We start from the raw sequence: 23,660 nt of genomic DNA, 5'->3' as shown, positions 1-23,660 counted from the left end.
TTAAATAACTATGCTAATAAAAATGAACATTTTAAAAAGAGAAAATTTAATGTCCTTTTTAAGAAATACATGCTTTGTGCTTTTGTTTTCCATGTCATCAATCTTTAGTGTTTCGTCTCAAACAGAAGTAACAGTTTCCAGTATTGCAGAATTAGCTAGTGCAGCATCTCAATCAGGACAAATTGTAACAATGACACCAGGCGTTTATGAAATGAGTGATTATTTAACCCCAACGGTTATAGCTAACAATACCCCAGCAGATGAGTTTGGTAGAAGAGCTATGATTCGTTTTAGTGGTAGTAACAATACGTTTGATTTTACAGGGGTAACTATTAATGTAGATACCGAACTTTTAAACGATTTAGGAGGGAGTGTTATTGAGTTTCATTTAACTGGAAATTATATACATTTTAAAGGTTTAACTGTTACAGATATTGGTGATAGCCCTACGGCAAGTGGAGGGCAATCTATGACGGTATCTGGAGATAACATTACGGTAGAAAATGTTACGCTCAACATGAGTGGTTCGTCACCTTATGGCTATGGTGACCTTTTAGGAAAAGGAGGAGGAAGTTTAGTAGCAATGCGAAAACATAGCGGCTTGTTAGTAGGCGGGTTAAATGTTTCTATTATAGGATGTAGTATTTACTCAACCTCTTTTGGTCATTTATTTTTTGTACAAGGTGGTAGAAATGTGCTTTTTCAAGATTGTTATGCCGAAGCAGTAACTAGAACAACAGATGATATGTTAGCAGAAACCTCAGGTCCTGCTTTCGATTTAGATTTTGAGGCCGTATACCCCAATTATGAAGGTGAAAAAGTAATTACTCCAGGTTATACTAAGTCTCTAAGTGAGTGTGGTTTTAGGGCTTATGGTTCTGGTGCAGGAAATACAACCGAAGGAATAACACTTGTAAATTGCACCGCAAGAAATACACGTGTAGGTTTTGCTCTAGAAACAGGAGGACCTCTTTTAGTTAAAAATTGCGAAACTACAGGCTGTGAGGCAGGTTTTAATGTTAAGGATGTTACTATAGAAAACAGTCGTGGTGATGCTGTAAACGGACCATTACTATACCTGTCTGGAGATGATTCTAATGTTGAATTAGAGCTAATACCAACACTTCCAACAACTACACTCCACGCAGTGGCTACTATAGCTGGAAATAATCATAATGTAACACTAACAAAGTTTAATGATGAAACCAGAGCACAAGACCATAAAATTTTAGTTGGTGCAACCAGACCAACAGGCACCAATCCGTTTTCTCCCTTAGGTAGTAGTGCTACCTCTGGTGTTACCTTAAATAATTGTACTGAAATGCCTGTAGAAATCCTTTCAACTACAAGTTCTAGTATTGTTAATACTACAGGAGCAGTTACAGATAATGGCTCAGGAAATACAGTTATTACTAATTCGTGTACTGGAATAGAAAATTTAGATTTTAATGATGGTACTTTCACATATAGAGTATTGAGTACAAATCCCAATGAATGTGAGGTTACAGGGTTTGTCTCTGGTCAAGATATTGCTAATGCAATAATACCAGAACAAGCTAGTAATAATTCTATTCCGTTTAATGTGGTATCAGTTGGTGTTGGTGCTTTTCAAGATAATACTATAATTACCAATGTAACGCTTCCAAGTAGCGTAGTAAATATTGGTACTGAAGCGTTTCGTAGTTGTACAAACTTAACAACTATAAATTTAGAAAATATTATCACATATGGAAATTCTAGTTTTCAAGGTTCTGCTAAATTAGCCTTATCTCCTTTAAATTTAACAAAAGCAACAACTGTAGGTAATTATGCCTTTTATCAGTGTAGTTTAGTTACTTCTGTTATAATTCCTGGAACGGTAACTCTAGGGGTTGGCTCACTTAGAGCAACAGGTATTACTTCTTTTACCATTCCTAGTGAATGGACGGTACTTCCAGACCAAATGATAAGAGATTGTAAATCAATCACCTCAGTAAATATTCCAAGTACAATAACAACAATGGGGGTAGCATCTTTTAGAGGTTGTACAGGAATAACAGATATACAGGTAAATTGGGTCTCATCTTCTAGTATTCCTGATGCTACCGTAAATAATTTGTTTAGTGGTTTAACTTTAAGTAATATAAACTTGCTTGTACCATCAGGGACAGCACAATTTTATGAAGAGGCACCCATTTGGACAGACTTTAATATACAAGAAGGGGTGTTAAGTACCAAAGATGCAGCTTTAGAAGCTAATTTCAGTATTTATCCTAATCCAACTAAGGGCATAGTTTCAATAAAAAACAAACAATTAAAGAACGCTACTATTTCAGTTTATGATTTAAACGGAAGTAATTTATTTAACAAAATAACAAGCACTTCAGAAATTCAAATAGACATATCTAACTTGTCACAAGGTGTTTATTTACTCAAAATTAAAGCAGGAAATAATCAATTTATAAAGAGGCTGGTAAAGCTATAAGTTTCTTAAATGGTTATAAACTAGATCTCTAGTGTTTTATAAATGGTATTTAAGTCTTTGTTTGTGAGAATTTAAAACAAACAAAAAGCTCTTTTAATCTAAATGAGCATTGTTTTATAGGTTTTGGGTAATAAATGATACTTTAAAAAAGGCTTTTTTTATTAATTGTGGTCACTAACTAAAAATTTATTAATTAACTAAAAATTAATGTATTATGAAAAAAACATTACAATTATTGGTTGCTTTATTAGTAACAGCAACAATGAACGCTCAAGCAGTAGGGCTAGAATTTGCAGAAGGAGATTTTAATTTCAGAGTCACAGTATCTGTTGCTGATGGTGGTGCTACTAATGAAGTAGAACTTATTAGTTGGGCTAATGCACCAACTTCTGATGTAGCTGTGGTTGTCCCAGAAACAGCTACTCCTACTGGGGCATTTTTTCCTTTTACGGTTACCTCAATAGGTGATGGTGCTTTTAGTGCTAGTGGCACTAAAGGAGCAGGGCGTAATCCAGCAAATGTATATGTAACAAGTGTAACTTTGCCAGCATCTGTAACTACTTTTAATGGGGCTCACCATTTTAGAGATAATCCTAACCTTTCATCTATCAATCTAGACAATATTGTTGTTTTAGGTAGCAATACTTTTGTTGGTTGTACTGGTTTAACAGGAGAGATTAATTTACCAGCATGTAAGGATCTTGGTGCTTACCCTTTCTTTAATTGCAGCAATATAACAGCAATAAATGCTCCTGTTGCTGAAAGTGCTGGAGCTGGTGTTTTTTATGGAATGGATGGGGTTAGAGAATATAATGTTCCAGCTACTCTTACAACTATTGGTAATCTGTTTTTAGGTGATGATGATCCTACCAATTCTTTAGAGCAAGTACAACTTAATTGGGATGCAACACAGCTTGCAGCGGTTAACTTTGCTAATGATTCTAAATTTTTTAGAAATGAGTGGGCTAATCATCCTACTAATCCTAATGAGCCAGGAAGTGCTGGTGATACTAGTGGTTTTGCTGGTAATTATGCAGGTATGGGAGTTCCTGAGCTTACAGGTATTTTTGAAGGCACGCCAGTTAAAATTTATGTGCCAGTAGGTACTAAATCTGCGTATGAAGCTCATTTATCATGGTGTAGGTTTCCTTCTGCAAGTATTATAGAAGGTGAAATGCCAGAGTTATTAAGTACAAAAGAGGTTGCTTTAGAGTTAGGCTTTAACATGTATCCTAACCCAACAAGAGATGTTGTTGTAATAAAGAATAAGCAATTAAGAAACGCTGCAGTTACAGTTTATGATTTAAACGGTAGAGCCTTATTAAACAAAACAATAAGTGCCGCAGAATCTCAAATAAATATTTCTAATTTATCAAACGGTATTTACTTATTTAAAGTAAAAGCAGACAATGGTGAGTTTACTCAACGTATTGTTAAGCAATAAATAATTAATTAAATAATAATATTTCAAAAAGTCGTAACATTTGTTACGGCTTTTTTTATTCTTCTACATTACTAAAACTATCTCATTAAAAATTATAAGTAAAATATTAAAGGTTAAATATTTTTAAATACTAAAAACAGAGTTTAATATTAAAAGAACTATTATTTATAGTCTATGCATAAATAGTTATACATTTAAAATTTATTTTTTGTCAAATTGCATAGTAAATCTAAAGAACAGATAATTTAATATGAAAGCAAAAATAATAGTAGCATTTTGTATAACAGTTGCTTTGCCTTGGGTTTTGTTTGCCAACGTAAAAGTAAATAGTTTGTTTGCTGATAATATGGTTATTCAACGAGAGGCTCTAGTACCTGTTTGGGGTTGGGCAGATGCAAATGAGAAAGTGATTGTAACCACAAGTTGGGGAGAAGAGGTTAAAACTGTTACTTCCGCAGATGGTAATTGGCGTGTAGATTTACAAACGCCAAAAGCAGGCGGTCCATTTACTATTACCATTACGGGTAAAAATAAAATTGAAATTAACAATGTCTTATCTGGTGATATTTGGTTATGTACAGGACAATCTAATATGGATTTTTCTATGTCTAAGTTTATAAACAATGCTAGAGAACCACAATACCAACCGTTGGTAGAATATATAAGAAAAGAAGTTGCTACAGCAAAAGACGATTGGATACGTCATATAGAAGTACCTCAAGCAACGTCGCTTTTCGAAAAGAAATTATCTTTTAAAGATAACTGGCGAAGCGTAAATCCAGATCAAATAGGAAAAATAACTGCCACAGGTTACTTTTTTGCTAAAGAATTAAGAAAGCATGTGAATGTGCCCATTGGGTTGTTAGAATGCTCTTGGGGAGGTTCGCGCATTCAACCGTGGATTTCCGAAGAAACTTATATGGCAGACAAAAACCTAAGAGATTATTTTAAAGCAAGTCGGTCTAAAGCAAAAGCTACTATAAAAAAATTAGAGGCTAAAAATTATAAAGATAAAGCCTACCAAAAAGCCTTAGAAAAGTGGGAAAATAACGGAAAAAAAGGTAAGAAGCCTAAACCAGCTACTAACCCAAGAAATGAAAAACAAGAACCTGCAACACTATACAACGGGATGCTTTCAGCCATTATACCCTATGCTATAAAAGGTGCTATTTGGTATCAGGGAGAAAGTAATGCCGTATTTAAACCAAATGAATATGAATATTATTTAACCACCATGATTAATAATTGGAGAACCGATTGGAATCAGGGTGATTTTCCATTTTACTATGTACAATTAGCGTCCTGTAAAAGAGCCAACCCAGAAGCAGATGCAGGTTGGGCTATTGTTAATAATCAACTAAGGAGAACGTTGCAGGTGCCAAATACGGGTATGGCAGTTTTACATGATATTGGAGAAGCCAAAGATATTCATCCGCATAATAAAATGGATGCAGGAAAACGGTTGGCGCTATGGGCATTAAAAAATGATTATAGAGTAAATGTTGATGCAGTTAGTGGTCCATTATATAAATCGTTTCAGGTAAAAGGTAGTAAAATTCAAATCGAGTTTACAGAGGTGGGTTCTGGTTTAATAACAGCACATAAACATTTGCTGCACAAACCTTTTATGGTAGATGAACCTTTAGGAGCTTTTGAGATAGAAGATGAAAATGGTATTTGGAAACCAGCAAAGGCTAAAATAATTTCAAAAAATCAAATTGAAGTTTGGAATGAGTCTATTACTCAACCCATAAACGTTCGTTATGCATGGTCTGGTACTCCAGTTGGTGCTAACCTTTATAACAAAGAAGGATTACCCGCAGCAGTATTTACAACCAAAAAATAAAACCAATAAATAGAAATCTAAAAAAGACTATTAAAATTATAATGAAAAAAAACAAATTAAACTTAAGTGTTACTCTATTAGGAGCTTTTTTAATATGCAATACGCTATTTGCCCAAAAAGTAGATTTAGTTTACACAACACCATCACAGCGATGGGTAAAAGCAAAAAAGTTTTTAAAGAAGGATGTAGAAAAGGTAGATGTTGTTGTATATACAGATAGCCTTTTACAAGCAATAGATGGTGTAGGAGGAGCATTTAATGAATTAGGTTGGGAAGCCATTTCAGCATTACCAAAAGAATCCGCCAACCAAGTTTTTAATGCGTTATTTTCAAAGGAAGGTTGTAATTTTTCAATGTGTAGAATTCCACTAGGAGCCTCAGATTATGCATTGAGTTATTATTCAAGTAACGATGTACCCGAAGACTTTGAAATGCGCGATTTTAATATAGATAGAGACCGATATATTTTAATTCCATATTTAAAGGAAGCTTTAAAAGTAAACTCAAATTTACAAATATGGGCATCGCCATGGTCGCCACCTGCATGGATGAAAGTAAATGAGCATTACGCCATGAGAAGTGGTGAGTTTGGTAATGCTATAAAGGGGAACAAAATGCATCCAGGAGCTAAAATTTTAAACAATGCAACGGGTTTTAAAATGCAAGAACGCTACTTAAAGGCCTATGCCTTGTATTTTTCAAAATTTGTACAAGCTTATAAAAATGAAGGTATTGAACTATTTTCTATTCAACCACAAAATGAAATAGCTTATCAACCCAACTGGCCTAGTTGTACATGGAGACCAGAAGATATGGCCTATTTTATTAATGATTTTTTAGGCCCGCAATTTGAAGAAGATGGACTTGATACTGAAATATGGCTGGGTACAGTTAATTCGGGAGACCCTAATTATGTTAAAACGGTTTTAGAGTATAAAGATGCATCAAAGTATATCGCAGGAGTAGGATTTCAATGGGGAGGCGCAAAATCTATTCCAACAATTCATAAAGAATATCCTGATTTAAAGTTAATGCAAACCGAAAATAAATGTGGTGAACATGAAAACAACTGGACATCGGTAGAGCGTTCATGGAAAGATTTGGTACACTATATTAATAACGGAGCAGGCTCTTATATGTACTGGAATATGGTTTTAGATGAAACAGGAAAAAGCGCATGGGGTTGGCCACAGAATTCTATGGTGGTAATTGATAAAAATTCAAAATCAATAAAATACACAGATGAGTTTTATTTATTCAAACACCTGTCTCATTTTGTACAACCGGGAGATTATTATTTAAAATCTTCAGAAGGAAAAAATCATTTAGCATTTAAATTAAAAGATGGTCGCATATTGATGTTAGTATACAACCCAGAATCTAGCTTAAAAGAGGTGAATTTTAAAGTTGGAGATAAAACATTTGGGGTAGAACTTCAACCTACATCAATAAATACCGTAGTAGTAAATAATTAAAATTTAAAGCGCACATAATATTATAAATCTTAAAATGAAAGTATTAAAAGGTATAATTTACAGTTTAATTTTTTGTAGTGTTTTAACTTTAAACGCACAAAATAATATTCAGGTTGATGTTAATCAACAAGGTGAAAAATTTGATCATTATTGGAGTAAAATGGTTGGAGCAGGTAGAGCCAATGAAGCTTTACGTGCTGGTTGGTTAGAGCAAATGGAACAAGTACAAAAAAACTGTGGATTTGAGTACGTTCGTTTTCATGGTTTGTTTCATGATGATATGTTTCCAATAGTAACAGAAAGAGGAAAAAACCATTACAACTGGCAATATATAGATGATATTTTTGATAGATTATTAGAACTAAATGTACGCCCATTTGTAGAATTAGCTTTTTTCCCAAAAAGTATGGCTGCTGAAAATTCTAAAACGGTTTTTTGGTGGAAAGCCAATGTTACACCAGCCGATGATACATTTGAAAAATGGCACGATTTAGTAAAAGTCTTTACACAACATTGTGTAGACCGCTATGGTATTGATGAAGTATTAAAATGGTATTTTGAAGTTTGGAATGAGCCCAATTTATATCCACATTTCTGGGATGGAACCAAATCACAATATTTTGAATTATATAAACAATCGGCTATTGCAGTAAAATCTGTTGATAAACGTTTGAAAATAGGCGGACCTTCTACTAGTAACTTTGTGCCCGATACTCGTTTTGATGGAGAAACTACTAATCATGATGTGTCTGAAGCTGTTTTCAACGCAAAAGATATTAATGCCCTTAAATGGCATGGAGTATGGATTGAAGACTTTCTTAAATATTGTAAAAAAGAAAATTTACCAGTAGATTTTGTAACAACACACCCTTACCCAACAGATTATGCTTTCAATCCTGAAACTGGAAAAGGAAGAGGACTTACTCGTTATGTACACTCAGTTAAAGAAGACCTAGAATGGCTTAACAAAACCATAAAAAAAAGTGCTTTTCCAGATGTTGAAATTCATTTAACAGAATGGAATACTAGCCCAAGTAGTAGAGATGCTATGCATGATCGTTTACCTTCGGCAGCTTATATTGTTAAATCTAATTTAGACTGTATTGGGTTAACAAACTCTTTATCTTTGTGGACTTTTACAGATATTTTTGAAGAAAAAGGAGGCGCTTCAAGTATTTTTCACGGTGGTTTCGGTATGATAAATTTTCAAGGCTTAGTGAAGCCCTCGTACCATGCTTACAGAATGCTACACCAATTAGGAAATCAAAAACTATATAAAGATGATTATCTCTTTATAAGTAAAAAATCAAAAGACAATAAAATTGTAGCGTTGGCTTACAATTACCCAAAAGAATATGAAAATGCAGTACCTTCTGGTAGCAATAAACGAGAAACAGGAACATCAAAACACTTAAATTTTACACTAAAAGGATTAAAGGCTGGTACTATGTTTAAAATTGAAATTTTAGACAAAGATCATGGTAATATTCACAATTTTTGGGAAGCCATGGGTAAACCAGAACCACCTACAAGAGAAGAAATTAAAATTATGAAAGAATATGCAAACACCATGAAAACAGATTATATTAAAGCTGATAAAAATGGTGTTTTAAAAGTTAAACATGAAATAACTCCTTGGAGTTTAGTATTGATTAAACAAATAAATTAAAGCCCTATTATATGAAGATTCTAAATGTACTACACTTGTTTAAATTGTTAATTATAGCACTTTTTTTGGTGTCTATTACCAGTTGTAAAAATGCTAAAACCTTCACTATCAAAAATGAATCGGTAAAAGCTACTCTTATTTATGAAGAAGATTTTAATAAAGATTTGAAAAATTGGCAGGTAGAACAAATGGAAGGGGGAACCGTAGAAATTAAAGATGGAAAATTAGAAATAAACGATGTTAAAGGTTGCACCGTTTGGTTAAAGAAAAAGTTTGAAGGACCTATTATTATTGAATACGATGTATTCATTATTGAAAATGGAGGAGCCAATGATAGAGTATCAGATTTAAATTGTTTTTGGATGGCTACCGATCCTGAAAACCCAGATAATTTATTTGCGAACTCTAAAAAACGTGGTGGTAAATTTTCAAACTATGATAGCCTACAATTGTATTATATGGGAGTTGGTGGAAACAACAATAAAACCACCCGTTTTAGACGTTATGTAGGTAATGGCGAAAGACCACTATTGCCAGAACACGATTTAAGTGATGCTAAATATATGTTAGAACCCAATACCCCTTATCACATAAAAATTGTAGCCAATAAAGGATCAATTCAATATTATAGAAATGATGTTTTATTTGCCGATTTTGAAGATGAAAATCCTTATACTTCGGGGCATTTTGGATTTAGAACGGTTAAAAATCATATGACCGCAGATAATTTCAAAGTATATAAAATAATTTCAGAATAACATCTAATCTAAATAATAGTTTTTTCTGGCATGAATCTATAATTTTTCACAATGAAGTTTTACAAAAAACTACTAATTATTTTTGTTGCGTTTTTGTTTGTTGGACACAAAACTGGCAAAAAATCAATTTACCATAAAGATTGGATTGATTTTAATAAAAACGGGGTAAAAGATATTTATGAAGATGCTAAAGCGCCTTTAGAAGCTAGAGTGCAAAATCTTATTTCGTTAATGAATGTAAACGAAAAAACCTGCCAATTAACAACGCTTTATGGATTTGCAAGGGTTTTAGAAGATGAAATGCCTAATGACAAATGGAAAAAACGTGTTTGGAAAGACGGTATTGCCAATATTGATGAACACTTAAATACCATTTGGAATCAAGAAAAAACACATACAAAATATGCGTATCCGTATAGCACACACGCCGAAGCCATCAACACAGTACAAAAATGGTTTGTTGAAGAAACGAGGTTAGGTATTCCGGTAGACTTTACTAACGAAGGTGTTCACGGTTTATGTCATGAACGTGCTACACCTCTACCAGCTCCTATTGGTATTGGCAGTACTTGGAATAAAAATTTGGTACGTAAAGCAGGAGAAATTGTAGGGCGAGAAGCAAAAGCATTAGGTTATAGTAATGTATACGCACCTATTTTAGATGTTGCAAGAGATCAACGTTGGGGACGCGTTTTAGAATGCTACGGAGAAGAACCGTTTCATATTTCTGAAATGGGAAAACAAATGACTCTTGGAATTCAATCCCAAGGTGTGGCTTCAACCTTAAAACATTTCGCCGTTTATAGTATCCCAAAAGGCGCTAGAGATGGCGATGCAAGAACCGATCCGCATGTGGCGCCTCGCGAAATGTTTCAACTACATTTATATCCTTTTCAAAAAGTAATTAAAGAGGCTGCTCCCATGGGGATAATGAGTAGTTATAATGATTACGATGGCGTACCTATAACAGCAAGTAAATATTTTTTAACCGATTTACTTCGTCAAAAATTCGGCTTTAACGGTTATGTGGTTTCCGATAGTGAAGCGGTAGAATATGTTTCAGAAAAACATAGAGTAGCTAAAGATTACAAAGAAGCCGTACGTCAGGTAATTGAAGCAGGACTTAACGTGCGTACTACCTTCAGAACACCAGAGTCTTTTATTGAACCGTTACGTGAATTAATTGCAGAAGGTGCTGTTTCTATAAACACAATTGATGAGAGAGTTGCTGATGTATTACGCGTAAAATTTAGATTAGGACTTTTTGATAATCCATATGTTGAAAACCCAAAAGATGCCGATAAATTAGTACATACCAATGAAGACCAAGCGTTTTCAAAACAAATCAATCGAGAGTCGTTAGTACTTCTTAAAAATGAAAATAACACGTTACCATTAAATATTGATAATTTAGATAATATTTTGGTTACAGGGCCATTAGCAAACGAGGTGAGTTTTACATATAGTCGTTATGGTCCTGCATTTAATCCTTCGGTTTCGGTATTCGAAGGCATAAAACAATATGCAGGTAATAAAGCAAATGTTGTCTTTGAGAAAGGATGTGATATTGTAGATCCTAATTGGCCAGGGAGCGAAATAATTCCAACACCATTATCGGTAAAAGAACAGGCAGATATTGATGCAGCGGTTAAAAAAGCAAAACAATCTGATGTTATTATTGCTGTTGTTGGTGAAGATGAAAAACGCGTTGGCGAAACAAAATCTAGAACCAGTTTAGGCTTACCTGGGCGTCAGTTCCAATTGGTACAAGCCTTATATGCAACCGGAAAACCAGTAGTTTTAGTATTAATAAATGGACAACCATTAACCATAAATTGGGAAAATAAATTTTTACCAGCCATTTTAGAAGCTTGGTTTCCAAGTACGGCAGCCGGTGAAGTTATTGCCGAAACTTTATTTGGAGATTATAACCCAGGTGGCAAATTATCGGTTACCTTTCCAAAAGCAGTGGGGCAAATCCCTTTAAATTTTCCTTACAAACCAGGGTCGCAAGCAGGTCAACCAGGTGCAGGACCAAATGGTTATGGGAATACACGAGTTTTAGGTCCGCTGTATCCCTTCGGATATGGTTTAAGTTACACAACTTTTGAGTATAGTGATTTGGTGGTAACACCCACTATAATTAAAGCGCAAGCCAATGTGAATGTTTCATTTAAAGTTAAAAATACAGGACATAGAGCTGGTGATGAAATTGTTCAGTTATACATTAAAGATGAAGTAAGTAGTGTAACTACTTATGAATCTGTGCTTAGAGGGTTTGAAAGAGTTCCCTTAAAACCTGGTGAAACAAAAACTATTAATTTTACACTTCAGCCAGACGATTTAGCTATTTTTGACAAAAATATGAATTGGACGGTTGAACCTGGTTATTTTGAGGTTTTAGTAGGAAGTTCTTCCGAAGATATAAAACTTAAAAAGCAATTTAAAGTAGTAGCCGTAGATGAATAGACTAATTTATAAAACATTTAAAAAGTAAAATAATTAACAATTATGACAAAGATTTTTGCTCTAAAAGGGAAGATTCAAAATTATGCATGGGGAGGTAAACAATATATTCCAGATTTACTAGGAATAACACCAGAAAATAAACCATATGCCGAATATTGGTTAGGAGCTCATGTAAATGCGCCCTCAGTTGTAAAGAGCGAAACAGGGTTGGTTAATTTAGATACTTTTTTAAACAATAACTTAGAAGAAAGCTTAGGAACAAAGGTTACAAACCAATTTGGTAGACTCCCGTTTTTGTTTAAAGTACTTGATGTAAATGATATGTTATCTATACAAGTACACCCAACTAAAGCAGAAGCCGAAAAAGGATTTAAACGCGAAAATGAACTAGGAATCCCTATAACAGCTCCTCATAGAAACTATAAAGATGATAACCATAAACCTGAAATTATGGTTGCTTTAAGTGAGTTTTGGTTGCTTCACGGTTTTTTAACTGAAGATAAATTAAGAAAGGTCCTTAATTCAGTACCTGAATTTAAAGAGTTTTTACCAGTTTTTGATAACGAGAGTTATTTAGGTTTGTACCGTACAGTAATGGAACAAACAGAAGAGGAAACTAACAGAATTCTAAAACCTTTAGTAGAGAGAATATTACCGCTTTATAAAAAAGGTGGATTAAGTAAGTCAGATCCAGCTTATTGGGCAGCAAAAGCTATAGATACAAGTAATCATAATTCTATTGATAAAGGAATTTACTCTATTTACTTCTTTAATATTGTTAAAGTTGAAAAAGGAGAAGCGGTATTTCAAGATGCAGGAATTCCACATGCTTATTTAGAAGGGCAGAATATGGAGCTTATGGCTAATTCTGATAATGTATTAAGAGGTGGTTTAACACCAAAACATGTTGATGTGCCCGAGTTATTAAAGCACGTGACTTTTGAAGCTACAGTCCCAAATATATTAAAAGGAGAAGCGCAATCTGACGGTCTAGAACGCATATATAAAAGTCCCGCACCAGATTTTGAGTTGAGTCAAATAAAACTTTCAAACAACAATGTTTATACTTCAACATCAAGCAGTGCTCAAATTTTAATGGTTTTAGAAGGAGATGTTGAGTTGTCTGAAGAAAACGAAAATGTCATTAATTTAAGTAAAGGAAAATCGGCTTTAATTTTAGCTAACTGTAAGTATGCTATAACAGCTAAATCTTCAGCTATAATTTTTAAGGCTACAGCACCATAAGTGTAATTCAACTTAATTAAAATCGAGTTAAATACTCTTTAGTTGCTAGATATATCAGACGAATCTCTTACAACCAATTTAGCATCTAAAATTTGCTTGTTTAAAGATTGCTTTACAACATCTTTTTTCATGTGTTCTAAAAAAGTTAAAGCAGCAAGTCTTCCTATTTCTTTACTATGTTGGTTTATGCTAGAAATAGAAGGTTTAATTAGAGCGGTAAAAGGTTCGTCTCCAAAACCAACCAATGCCATTTCTTGTGGGATATTAATTTTATTTTCATTTAATACTTGTAAAGCACCTAAAGCAGCATAATCACCAGCAACATATACGGCATCTGGTTTGTTTTCTAAGTTTAAAAGTTGTTGCATTTTAGCTCTTCCGTCTTCAATAGTTAAGCTACTTTCAATCAACAATTCATCTTCTAAAGGCAGGTTGTGTTTTTTAATAGCATCAATGTATCCTTTAATCCTGTTATTAAAAATTCTAGTACGTTTAAATCCACCAATATGGGCAATCCTTTTACATCCTTGATTAACCAAATGCTCAATTATCATATGGCTACTTTCATAGTCATTAATTCCAATATAATCTACATTTAAATCGTTTTCACCACGGTCAAATAAAATAAGCGGGATGCCCTTAGATTTAACCTTTTCATAATAATCTAGCTTAACGGTTTCATTAGCCATAGAAGCAATTATGCCATCAACCTGTGTAAATAATAATGCGTCTATATTATCACATTCTTTTTTATAAGATTCGTTTGATTGGGTAATGATGATATTGTATCCTTCTTTATTTAGAACTTCTTCAATACTTTGAATAACCGATGAAAAAAAATTACTATTGGTTCTGGGTACAATAACACCAACCAAATTACTTTTTCCTTTTCTTAAAGCACTAGCTAAATGATTTGGCTGATAGTTTAAATTTTTAGCAACTTGCTTAACGGCTTTTTTAGTTTTTTCACTAATTCTAGAATCGTCATGAAGTGCTTTAGAAACAGCTGCAGGAGAGATATTTAACACATTTGCAATATCTTTTATAGTAGCTTTTTTTTTGTTTGCCAATTTTTTATATATTTGCTTAATCGTTTAAGCAAATATATTGTATTACTACCTATAATCAAAACCCCATAGCTATTTATTGAGTTTTGATTTATTTTTAAAATATTGCTTAAACGTTTAAGCAAACTAATTAATGTTAAAATAAGAATTAAAAAAATGAGTAAAGTAGTCACATTTGGAGAAATCATGTTAAGATTAGCTCCACAAGGGTTTTTAAGATTTTCACAAGCAAATAATTTTGATGTTGTTTATGGTGGAGGGGAGTCTAACGTAGCTGTTTCTTTAGCTAACTATGGTGTAGATGTAGATTTTGTTACACGTTTACCAAAAAATGATATTGGTGAGTGTGCCATGATGGAAATGCGTAAACGAGGTGTTGGTGTAGATAAAATTGTTTGGGGTGGAGACCGTTTGGGTATTTACTTTTTAGAAACGGGTGCTGTATCTCGTGGTAGTAAAGTAGTGTATGATAGAGCACATTCTGCAATGTCTGAAATTGAATCTGGAATGATTGATTGGGATGCTGTTTTTGAAGGTGTTGAGTGGTTTCACTGGACAGGTATTACACCAGCCATTTCTCAAGGTGCTGCAGATGTGTGTTTAGAAGCTGTAAAGGCTGCCAGTGCTAAAGGTATTACTATTTCTACAGATTTAAATTATAGAGCCAAACTTTGGAAATATTGTGATGCTGCTCATAGAGAAGCTATCATGACAGAGCTAACGTCTTACTGTGATATCGTTTTAGGAAACGAAGAAGATGCCGAAATGCACTTTGGTATTAAGCCAGAAGGAATTAGTGTACAAACTGAAGGACATAATGTAAAAGCTGAAGCATTTTTATCGGTTTGTCAACAAATGATGGAAAAATTCCCAAGAGCTAAAAAGGTTATTACAACATTGAGAGGCTCTATTTCTGCATCTCATAATACTTGGGCAGGTGTTTTATACGATGGTAAAAAATTATACGAAACACGCCAATATCAAATTACCGATATTGTTGATAGAGTAGGTGGTGGAGATTCTTTTATGGGAGGACTAATTTACGGATTATTAAAATACCCAGAAGATGATCAAAATGCATTAGATTTTGCTGTAGCAGCATCTTGTTTAAAACATACAATTAAAGGTGATGCTAACTTAGTAACAGTGGCAGAAGTTGAAAAACTAATGGGTGGTGACGCTTCAGGGCGTGTAGCTAGATAATATTAGTTTTTAATTGTTGAACTGTTGAATCGTAAGATAGATTTTTCAGTTCAACAAATACACAAATCAACAATAAAACATTAAATAAAATGGCACAATTTACAAGATTAGAAGTTGCTCAGGCAATGAAAGATACAGGAATGATTCCTTTATTTTTTCACAATGATATAGAATTAAGCAAAAAAGTACTAAAAGCATGTTATGATGGTGGTGCTCGCTTAATGGAGTTTACCGCTCGTGGCGATTTTGCTCACGAAGTTTTTGGTGAATTAACCAAATATGCCATAGCAGAATTACCAGGTATGATTATGGGTGTAGGTTCTGTAACAGATGCAGCACAAGCATCATTATATATGGCTTTAGGAGCTAACTTTATTGTAACTCCAGTATTAAGAGAAGATATTGCAATTGTTTGTAACAGAAGAAAAGTACTTTGGTCTCCTGGTTGTGGTACATTAACCGAAATTACAAGAGCTGAAGAGTTAGGATGCGAAATTGTAAAATTATTCCCTGGTGATATTTACGGACCTCAATTTGTTAAAGGTATAAAAGGACCACAACAATGGACATCTATTATGCCAACAGGAGGTGTTGCTCCAACAGAAGAAAACCTAAAAGCTTGGTTTGATGCAGGTGTAACCTGTGTAGGTATGGGTTCTAAATTAATTTCTAAAGAAATTATTGCAAATAAAGACTATGCTAAATTAGAACAAGATGTTAGAAACGCTCTAGCTATTGTTAAATCTGTTAGATAGCATACATTTGGTTTGATTAACAAGAGCCTCAATTTATTGGGGCTCTTTTTTTTTATTCTGAACATAAATTCGTTAATTCGCATCACATTAAAACATCAAATAATTTAAAAATGAAAATAGAAAAAATTTTAAGCCTTTTTGCATTGGCTTTATTAGTAGTATCATGTAATCAAAATGGAGCGCAAAACAAGCCTTTAGAAACACAAGCAGATTCTCTAAGTTATGCTATTGGTATGGATGTAGCTAGAAATGTAGGTGTTAGTTTTGATGCTAGTGAGTTTGATCATGATCTTTTCTTTCAAGGCTACAGAAATGTTATTGATTCAGCAGAAGTTAAAATAGATCAAGCTGCAGTTCAAGGTATTATTAGAACTTACATGCAAAAAAAACAACAAGAACAGTTTGAAAAACAACAAGCTGAAGCTGCTCAAAAAGCAGAGGAGCAGTATGGAGATTTAAAAGCCGCTGGAGAAAAATTAATGGAAGAAAATATTTCTAAAGAAGGTGTACAAACTACAGAAAGTGGTTTACAATATATTGTTTTAAAAGAAGGTGATGGCGAAAAACCAACAGCTACAGATAGAGTTAAAGTACATTACCATGGTACATTATTTGATGGAACTGTGTTTGATAGCTCTGTTGATAGAGGAGAACCTGCAACCTTTGGAGTAGGACAAGTAATTAAAGGATGGACAGAAGGTTTACAATTAATGTCTGTAGGATCTAAATATAAATTCTTTATACCACAAGAATTAGCATATGGTCATCAACAAAAAGGACAACACATTAAACCATTCTCTCCATTAGTGTTTGAAGTAGAATTATTAGAAATAGTTAAATAAAACTATTCAAAATAAATTTTTAAAAGCAGGAAGAGTTTTCTTCCTGCTTTTTTTTGTTTGTGCTATTATAGTGTAATAAAGCAATCAAGGTTGTAACTTTGCAAAAAATATAAACATGAGTCATAAAGCAGGTTTTGTAAATATTATAGGCAATCCAAATGTTGGTAAATCAACATTAATGAATGCTTTTGTTGGTGAAAAATTATCAATAATAACATCTAAAGCCCAAACTACCAGACATCGTATTTTAGGTATTGTAAATGGCGATGATTTTCAAGTGCTAATTAGTGATACCCCTGGAATTATAAAGCCAGCGTATGAATTGCAAGCCTCTATGATGGACTTTGTTAAGTCTGCTTTTGAAGATGCCGATATATTAGTTTATATGGTTGAAATTGGTGAAAAGGAACTTAAAGACGAAGCATTTTTTAAAAAAATAACCAATTCAAAAATACCAGTTCTATTACTATTAAATAAAATTGATAATTCTAATCAAGAACAGCTAGAAGAACAAGCCGAATTATGGCAGAAAAAAGTGCCTAATGCAGAGTTTTTTCCAATTTCGGCATTAACTGGCTTTAATGTAAAAGAAGTATTTAATAGAATTATAGAGTTACTTCCAGAATCGCCCCCGTTTTATCCAAAAGATCAATTAACAGATAAACCAGAGCGTTTTTTTATAAACGAAAGTATAAGAGAAAAAATTCTACTTCACTATAAAAAAGAAATACCTTATGCTGTAGAAGTGGAAACTGAAGAGTTTCATGAAGAAGAAACTATTATTAGAATCCGGTCAGTTATTATGGTTGAACGCGAAACACAAAAAGGAATTATTATAGGTCATAAAGGAAGTGCCTTAAAACGTGTAGGGGTTGAAGCTAGAAAAGATTTAGAAAAATTCTTCGGAAAACAAATTCACTTAGAACTCTATGTAAAAGTAAACAAAAACTGGCGCAGTAACCAAAATCAACTAAAACGTTTTGGTTACAATAACAACTAAAAGCTAATCATTACTTTATATTTAAGTAACTGTAATTTTACATTTGTAAAATACATTTGTACCATCAAAGTTTGTTAAGCTTTTTGAGTTAGTTAGTTTAGTTATAAAAAGTCTTAGTTAAGTTCTTTAGTTAAGGCTTTTTCTTTTTTTAATATTTGGTTCATAAAATCATTAAGCTTATGCATTTCATTTTTATTAGAGTTTTTTCCAATACTTCCTGCAAAATATAGAGTAAACCAAATAATTACCATTAATACCATAATACAAATTTGTATTATATAATCATTACCAAGTTTCCAATTAGTATATGCCCAAATACCAAAGCCAATAAATAAGCAAGCTACTATAAAATGCAAAAACATAAACATAGTCCAAACTGTTGGGTTAGGACCAAACAATCCGTATAAAAGGCTTGTATTGTTATCTATTTTATCAATTTCTAAATGGAGTTGAGGTGTCCAAAACTGTTGGTCTTTTTTAGGGAATTTTATAAAAACATGATTATCTAATCTGGTAACAACAAATTCAGAATATTCTTTTTTGGCATTTTCAAAAGCTTTTAATACAACTTCGTTATTTTTATTAAGCTCTTTTTTAAATCTAGGGCGTAAAACTATGTCGTTACTTGTTGGCATTTAGTTGGTGGTTTAATATTGTTAAAGTACTATTTTTTATTTAAACCCTAATAGTTTCTAAAAAGATGTACTTTTGCAAAATGTTTCAAGCAGAAACTCAAATCTTTAAAGTATATGAGTAATATAGTAGCAATTGTAGGAAGACCAAATGTAGGGAAATCAACATTTTTTAATCGTTTAATCCAAAGACGTGAAGCCATTGTTGATGCTGTAAGTGGGGTTACTAGAGACCGTCATTATGGTAAAAGTGATTGGAACGGAAAAGAATTTTCTTTAATTGATACTGGAGGATATGTTGTTGGTAGCGATGATATTTTTGAAGCCGAAATTGATAAACAAGTAGAATTAGCTATTGATGAAGCCGATGCCATTATTTTTATGGTAGATGTAGAAACTGGTGTTACAGGAATGGATGAAGATGTTGCTAAACTACTACGAAGGGTAAACAAACCTGTGTTTTTAGCTGTAAATAAGGTTGATAACGCTAAAAGAGCCGAAGATGCAGTTGAGTTTTATTCATTAGGATTAGGAGATTATTATACTATTGCCAGCATTAACGGTAGCGGAACAGGAGAATTGTTAGACGCCTTAGTAGAGGCTTTACCAGAAAAAGAAGAGGTTGAAGAAGATGAGTTACCAAGGTTTGCAGTTGTTGGTCGTCCAAACGCAGGAAAATCATCGTTTATAAATGCTTTAATTGGTGAAGACAGGTATATTGTTACTGATATTGCAGGGACAACGCGTGATGCTATAGATACCAAATACAACCGTTTTGGATTTGAATTTAACTTAGTAGATACCGCAGGTATTCGTCGTAAATCTAAAGTTAAAGAAGATTTAGAGTTTTACTCCGTTATGCGTAGCGTACGTGCTATTGAACATGCCGATGTATGTTTACTTGTAGTTGATGCCACTAGAAACTTTGACGGACAAGTACAAAATATTTTTTGGTTAGCAGAACGTAATAGAAAAGGTATTGTTATTCTTATTAATAAATGGGATTTGGTTGAAAAAGACCATAAGTCTGTTAAAGAGTATGAAAAATTTATTCGTAAGCAAATAGAACCTTTTACAGATGTGCCTATTGTGTTTATTTCAGCATTAACAAAGCAACGTATTTACAAAGCCATAGAAACAGCTGTTGAGGTTTATAAAAACAGATCTAAAAAAATTAAAACTAGTGAACTTAATGAGGTTCTTCAGCCCATTATAGAGCATTATCCACCACCAGCATATAAAGGTAAATTTGTAAAGATTAAATACATTATGCAATTGCCAACACCGCAACCACAATTTGCATTTTTCTGTAATTTACCTCAATATGTAAAAGACCCTTATAAACGATTTTTAGAAAATAAACTTCGTGAAAATTTTGGATTTACGGGTGTGCCTATAAGTGTTTATATGCGTAAGAAATAAATTGTAATTACCAGCTGCCACCAGCACCACCACCAGAAAAACCGCCGCCGCCGAAGCCACCGCCAAAACCACCACCTGAAGACCATCCGCCCCCAGAGCTGCCCCAGCCGCTTCTGCCACTGCTAGATGAGCGTCCCATGTTGCTTAATATAATAGCCTCTAAAATACTGGTGCCATTAGTTCTATTACCTCTATTTCCACCAGATCCTCCACCGCGACGTTTTGAGATAGAAATTAGAATGATAAAGAAAATAAAAATGAACAGTATAAAGAAACCTACAGGAAAATCATTGTTGTTAGATTTTCTGCTACCTTGGTACTCTCCGTTTAATACTTCAAAAATGGCATCACTACCTTTATCTAACCCAGCATAATAATCACCTTTTTTAAATTCAGGAATAATAACATTTCTTATTAATTCACCTGTAATACCAGCGGTTAATTTATGCTCTACACCATAGCCTGGTGATATCCATATTTGTCTGTCATCTCTAGCAAGTAATACAAATACACCGTTATCTTCTTTTTCTTGTCCAACACCCCATTTATGAGCCCACCTTGGTGCTAGTAAACCTATGTTTTCTCCTTGTGTTGTTTTAATTATGGTTACAACAATTTGGGTAGAAGTAGTGTCTGAATATTTAATTAATTTTTGTTCTAAATTACTTTTTTGAGTAGGGTTTAATAAATTAATATAATCATAAACACTAGTTTGAAATTTTGGTTTATCAGGAATGTCAAACTGTGCAAAAGATATATTAAATGAAAAAAGAGCAAAACAAAGTATTGAAGTAAAAGAAATAGTTTTTATTTTAAAATACTGTTTGCTAAATATTGATAAGTGCATATTTATTTTTAACCTTTTGAAATTTCGTTTGACAGTTCGTTAGTGTCAGAATCGGTGTATGGGAAATATTTTTTTAATTGCTCACCAGACATTAAGATGCCTTCAACCAAACCTTGTTTAAAATTACCTGTTTTAAAATGCTTTTGAATGATGTCTTTGGTGCTATCCCAAAAATTATCAGATACTACATCGTTTATACCTTTATCACCATAAATAACAAAGTTTTTGTCTTCAACAGCTACATAAATTAATACCCCATTTAAATCTTTGGTATTGTCCATTTTTAAAGAGTGAAACACCTCTAGGGCTCTGTTAGTGGCATCGCCATTGGCCGTTTTTTCAATATGAACACGTATTTCACCAGAGGTGTTTAACTCTGCTTTTCTAATGGCTTCAACAATTTCCTCTTCTTCAGATGCAGAAAGAAAATTTTCAATTTTAGACATACAGCAATTTATTAAAATTCCATTTCTTCAACTTCAACGGGTTTTTCGGCACCAACTTCAGCATCAAAGTATGGTTTTTCATCAAAATTTAAAATACCAGCTAGAATACTTCCAGGAAACTGTCTTACATGATTGTTGTATGGACGTATAGCTTCGTTAAATCTGGTTCTGGCAGTTTGTATTGTGTTTTCAGTGCTTGTTAACTCGTCCTGAAGTTTTAAGAAGTTTTGATTAGTTTTTAATTCAGGATATCTTTCAACAGTAACCAATAAACTTTTAAGCGCGCCACTTAAACCGCCTTGAACTTGGTTGTATTGTGCTAATTGCTCTGGTGTAACTTTTGAAGGGTCTATAGTAATAGAGGTAGCCTTAGCACGGGCATTTATAACAGCCTCAAGTGTACCTTTTTCAAAATTAGCGGCACTTTTTACTGTGTTTACTAGGTTTCCTATTAAATCATTTCTTCGTTGGTAGGATGTTTGAACATTTCCCCAAGCTTCTTTTACAGTTTCGTCAAGTTGAACAGCCGTATTGTTAAATCCTTTTCCCCAAGAATACAGCCCTATAACTACTATTCCAACAATAATCCATGGTAAAAATTTTTTCATGATAAGTTATTTATATAATTTGTTAATGGTTAATAGTATGACACTTAGTTTTAAAAAAAGTTACAAAAATAAAAGTTCTTTTTAAGTTTATAAAAGCTAAAGGTGTTCTTTAATTTTTATTAATTGTACTTTTATTTCTTCTAATTTGCTTACAATTTCAAAGTTGCTAAGCGCTTCTTTTTTCTCTTCTTTTAAATGAATTTTAGCGCCTTCTAAAGTAAACCCACGCTCTTTAACTAAATGGTAAATAAATTTAAGGTTTTTTATATCTTCTGGCGTAAACTTACGGTTACCTTTTGCATTTTTTTTAGGCTTAAGTATATCAAACTCTTTTTCCCAAAAACGAATTAAAGAGGTATTAACACCAAAAGCTTTGGCAACTTCGCCAATACCGTAATATCGTCTTTCTGGTAAATTTATATGCATTAATCTAAAGATTGATTTTCTAAGGATGCGTGTTCTAGTAATTTACTAAATTCTTCGGCAGTTAAGCTTCCGTAATAGAAGTTAATAGGGTTAATTCGTTTACCATCTTTAAAAACTTCATAGTGTAAATGTGGGGCTTCAGACCTACCTGTACTACCTACAAAACCAATTAAATCACCTCGTTTTACCTTTTGGTTTTTACGTACATTGTATTTGTAAAGGTGTGCGTATAAGCTAACATAACCAAAACCATGATCTATACGTATATGATTACCATAACCACTGGCTCTAGAGTCTGCTCTAACTACTTTCCCATCACCACTAGCATAAACAGGGGTGCCTCTAGGGGCTGTAAAATCCATACCCCAGTGCATTTTTCTAACTTTAGTAAAGGGGTCTGTACGCATACCAAAACCAGATGCCATTCTAGTTAAATCTTCATTGCTAACAGGTTGTATGGCAGGAATTGCAGCTAATAATTTTTCTTTTTCTTCGGCAAGAGAAGCAATTTCATCAAGCGATTTAGATTGAACCACAATTTGCTTTTGAAGAATATCTAAGCGTTTGTTAGTTTCAATAATTAATTCAGAGTTATCAAAACCTTCTAAGTTTTTATACCTATTAATTCCTCCAAATCCAGCTTTTCTTTGTGCTTCGGGTATGGGGTTGGCTTCAAAATAAACGCGGTAAATATTATTGTCTCTTTCAGCAACACTAGCTAAAACAGCTTCAGCTTCAGCCATTTTTTTATTTAATATATCATATTGTAACTGCATATTCTGCAATTCACGTTTTAAAGCTTTTTCTTTAGGAGATTCTATATATTGGCTAGCAATAAAAACAAACCCAAATCCAAATAAAGCCGATGCTAAAAGAAACACAGTTATATACTTTAGTGTACGTCTTTTTTTTCGCTCAATTTTTCGGTAAGAAAGCGATTCTGGATCGTAGTAATATTTTACCTTACTCATTACGTTATTTATACTATTTTTGCATCTAATAATTTCAAGCCCAAAACTTGAGTTTTATGCTTAACGACCAA

Annotated in this window: 20 protein-coding genes; 13 read left to right on the top strand and 7 right to left on the bottom strand. The window is 33.2% G+C overall.

Annotated elements, in window-relative coordinates:
* Nucleotides 1-22: 22 nt before the first annotated feature.
* From J1D01_RS07990 to manA, 8 genes are all read left to right on the top strand, one after another.
* Nucleotides 23-2,464, top strand: coding sequence for a leucine-rich repeat protein (locus J1D01_RS07990; RefSeq protein WP_421150441.1), 2,442 nt, complete (start codon nt 23-25; stop codon nt 2,462-2,464).
* A gap of 214 nt (nt 2,465-2,678) precedes the next feature.
* The gene (locus tag J1D01_RS07985; RefSeq protein ID WP_421150440.1) at nt 2,679-3,908 is read left to right on the top strand and encodes a leucine-rich repeat domain-containing protein; all 1,230 of its coding nucleotides are present in this window, start codon (nt 2,679-2,681) and stop codon (nt 3,906-3,908) included.
* A 250-nt stretch (nt 3,909-4,158) separates the two neighbouring features.
* Complete coding sequence (locus tag J1D01_RS07980; protein ID WP_421150439.1) at nt 4,159-5,754, top strand: sialate O-acetylesterase; 1,596 nt, start codon at nt 4,159-4,161, stop codon at nt 5,752-5,754.
* A gap of 41 nt (nt 5,755-5,795) precedes the next feature.
* A complete protein-coding gene (locus tag J1D01_RS07975; RefSeq protein ID WP_421150438.1) occupies nt 5,796-7,229 on the top strand; it encodes a glycoside hydrolase family 30 protein in 1,434 nt (477 codons plus the stop codon).
* A gap of 34 nt (nt 7,230-7,263) precedes the next feature.
* A complete protein-coding gene (locus tag J1D01_RS07970) occupies nt 7,264-8,898 on the top strand; it encodes a GH39 family glycosyl hydrolase (protein ID WP_421150437.1) in 1,635 nt (544 codons plus the stop codon).
* A gap of 11 nt (nt 8,899-8,909) precedes the next feature.
* Nucleotides 8,910-9,656, top strand: coding sequence for a DUF6250 domain-containing protein (locus J1D01_RS07965; protein ID WP_421150436.1), 747 nt, complete (start codon nt 8,910-8,912; stop codon nt 9,654-9,656).
* Between the two features lie 51 nt (nt 9,657-9,707).
* A complete protein-coding gene (locus J1D01_RS07960) occupies nt 9,708-12,125 on the top strand; it encodes a glycoside hydrolase family 3 N-terminal domain-containing protein (protein ID WP_421150435.1) in 2,418 nt (805 codons plus the stop codon).
* A 42-nt stretch (nt 12,126-12,167) separates the two neighbouring features.
* The gene (gene manA, locus J1D01_RS07955) at nt 12,168-13,370 is read left to right on the top strand and encodes a mannose-6-phosphate isomerase, class I (protein WP_372937200.1); all 1,203 of its coding nucleotides are present in this window, start codon (nt 12,168-12,170) and stop codon (nt 13,368-13,370) included.
* Between the two features lie 38 nt (nt 13,371-13,408).
* Here manA and J1D01_RS07950 read toward each other — a convergent pair whose 3' ends face one another.
* A complete protein-coding gene (locus tag J1D01_RS07950) occupies nt 13,409-14,440 on the bottom strand; it encodes a LacI family DNA-binding transcriptional regulator (protein ID WP_372937199.1) in 1,032 nt (343 codons plus the stop codon).
* A 153-nt stretch (nt 14,441-14,593) separates the two neighbouring features.
* Between J1D01_RS07950 and J1D01_RS07945 the strand changes: the two genes are divergently transcribed.
* From J1D01_RS07945 to era, 4 genes are all read left to right on the top strand, one after another.
* On the top strand, nt 14,594-15,640 hold the full coding sequence (locus J1D01_RS07945) for a sugar kinase (protein WP_076697884.1): 1,047 nt from the start codon (nt 14,594-14,596) through the stop codon (nt 15,638-15,640).
* Between the two features lie 89 nt (nt 15,641-15,729).
* Nucleotides 15,730-16,395: a bifunctional 4-hydroxy-2-oxoglutarate aldolase/2-dehydro-3-deoxy-phosphogluconate aldolase gene (locus tag J1D01_RS07940; RefSeq protein ID WP_076697883.1), complete on the top strand. Its 666-nt coding sequence runs from the start codon at nt 15,730-15,732 to the stop codon at nt 16,393-16,395.
* Between the two features lie 110 nt (nt 16,396-16,505).
* Nucleotides 16,506-17,237, top strand: a complete 732-nt coding sequence (locus J1D01_RS07935; protein ID WP_421150434.1) for an FKBP-type peptidyl-prolyl cis-trans isomerase — start codon at nt 16,506-16,508, stop codon at nt 17,235-17,237.
* A gap of 115 nt (nt 17,238-17,352) precedes the next feature.
* Nucleotides 17,353-18,237: a GTPase Era gene (gene era / locus J1D01_RS07930; protein ID WP_421150433.1), complete on the top strand. Its 885-nt coding sequence runs from the start codon at nt 17,353-17,355 to the stop codon at nt 18,235-18,237.
* A gap of 113 nt (nt 18,238-18,350) precedes the next feature.
* Here era and J1D01_RS07925 read toward each other — a convergent pair whose 3' ends face one another.
* A complete protein-coding gene (locus J1D01_RS07925; protein WP_372937196.1) occupies nt 18,351-18,872 on the bottom strand; it encodes a GTP-binding protein in 522 nt (173 codons plus the stop codon).
* A gap of 114 nt (nt 18,873-18,986) precedes the next feature.
* Here J1D01_RS07925 and der point away from each other — a divergent pair, with 114 nt between their 5' ends.
* Nucleotides 18,987-20,291, top strand: coding sequence for a ribosome biogenesis GTPase Der (gene der / locus J1D01_RS07920; protein WP_372937195.1), 1,305 nt, complete (start codon nt 18,987-18,989; stop codon nt 20,289-20,291).
* Between the two features lie 7 nt (nt 20,292-20,298).
* Here der and J1D01_RS07915 read toward each other — a convergent pair whose 3' ends face one another.
* The 5 genes from J1D01_RS07915 to J1D01_RS07895 form a co-directional block, all read right to left on the bottom strand.
* Entirely contained in the window at nt 20,299-21,138 is an 840-nt protein-coding gene (locus J1D01_RS07915) for a TPM domain-containing protein (protein ID WP_372937194.1), read from the bottom strand.
* 8 nt (nt 21,139-21,146) lie between these two features.
* Complete coding sequence (locus J1D01_RS07910) at nt 21,147-21,584, bottom strand: TPM domain-containing protein (protein ID WP_421150432.1); 438 nt, start codon at nt 21,582-21,584, stop codon at nt 21,147-21,149.
* An 11-nt stretch (nt 21,585-21,595) separates the two neighbouring features.
* On the bottom strand, nt 21,596-22,192 hold the full coding sequence (locus tag J1D01_RS07905; protein ID WP_076697875.1) for a LemA family protein: 597 nt from the start codon (nt 22,190-22,192) through the stop codon (nt 21,596-21,598).
* A gap of 96 nt (nt 22,193-22,288) precedes the next feature.
* On the bottom strand, nt 22,289-22,618 hold the full coding sequence (locus tag J1D01_RS07900) for a MerR family transcriptional regulator (RefSeq protein WP_372936794.1): 330 nt from the start codon (nt 22,616-22,618) through the stop codon (nt 22,289-22,291).
* The gene (locus J1D01_RS07895) at nt 22,618-23,589 is read right to left on the bottom strand and encodes a M23 family metallopeptidase (RefSeq protein ID WP_372936796.1); all 972 of its coding nucleotides are present in this window, start codon (nt 23,587-23,589) and stop codon (nt 22,618-22,620) included. The genes J1D01_RS07900 and J1D01_RS07895 overlap by 1 nt, the downstream gene beginning before the upstream one ends.
* Nucleotides 23,590-23,660: the final 71 nt, after the last annotated feature.

This window comes from Seonamhaeicola sp. NFXS20 (assembly GCF_049132085.1).
Taxonomy (GTDB): domain Bacteria; phylum Bacteroidota; class Bacteroidia; order Flavobacteriales; family Flavobacteriaceae; genus Seonamhaeicola.
Note: the sequence above shows the minus strand (reverse complement) of the source record. Positions and strands in the feature narration are given on the sequence as shown.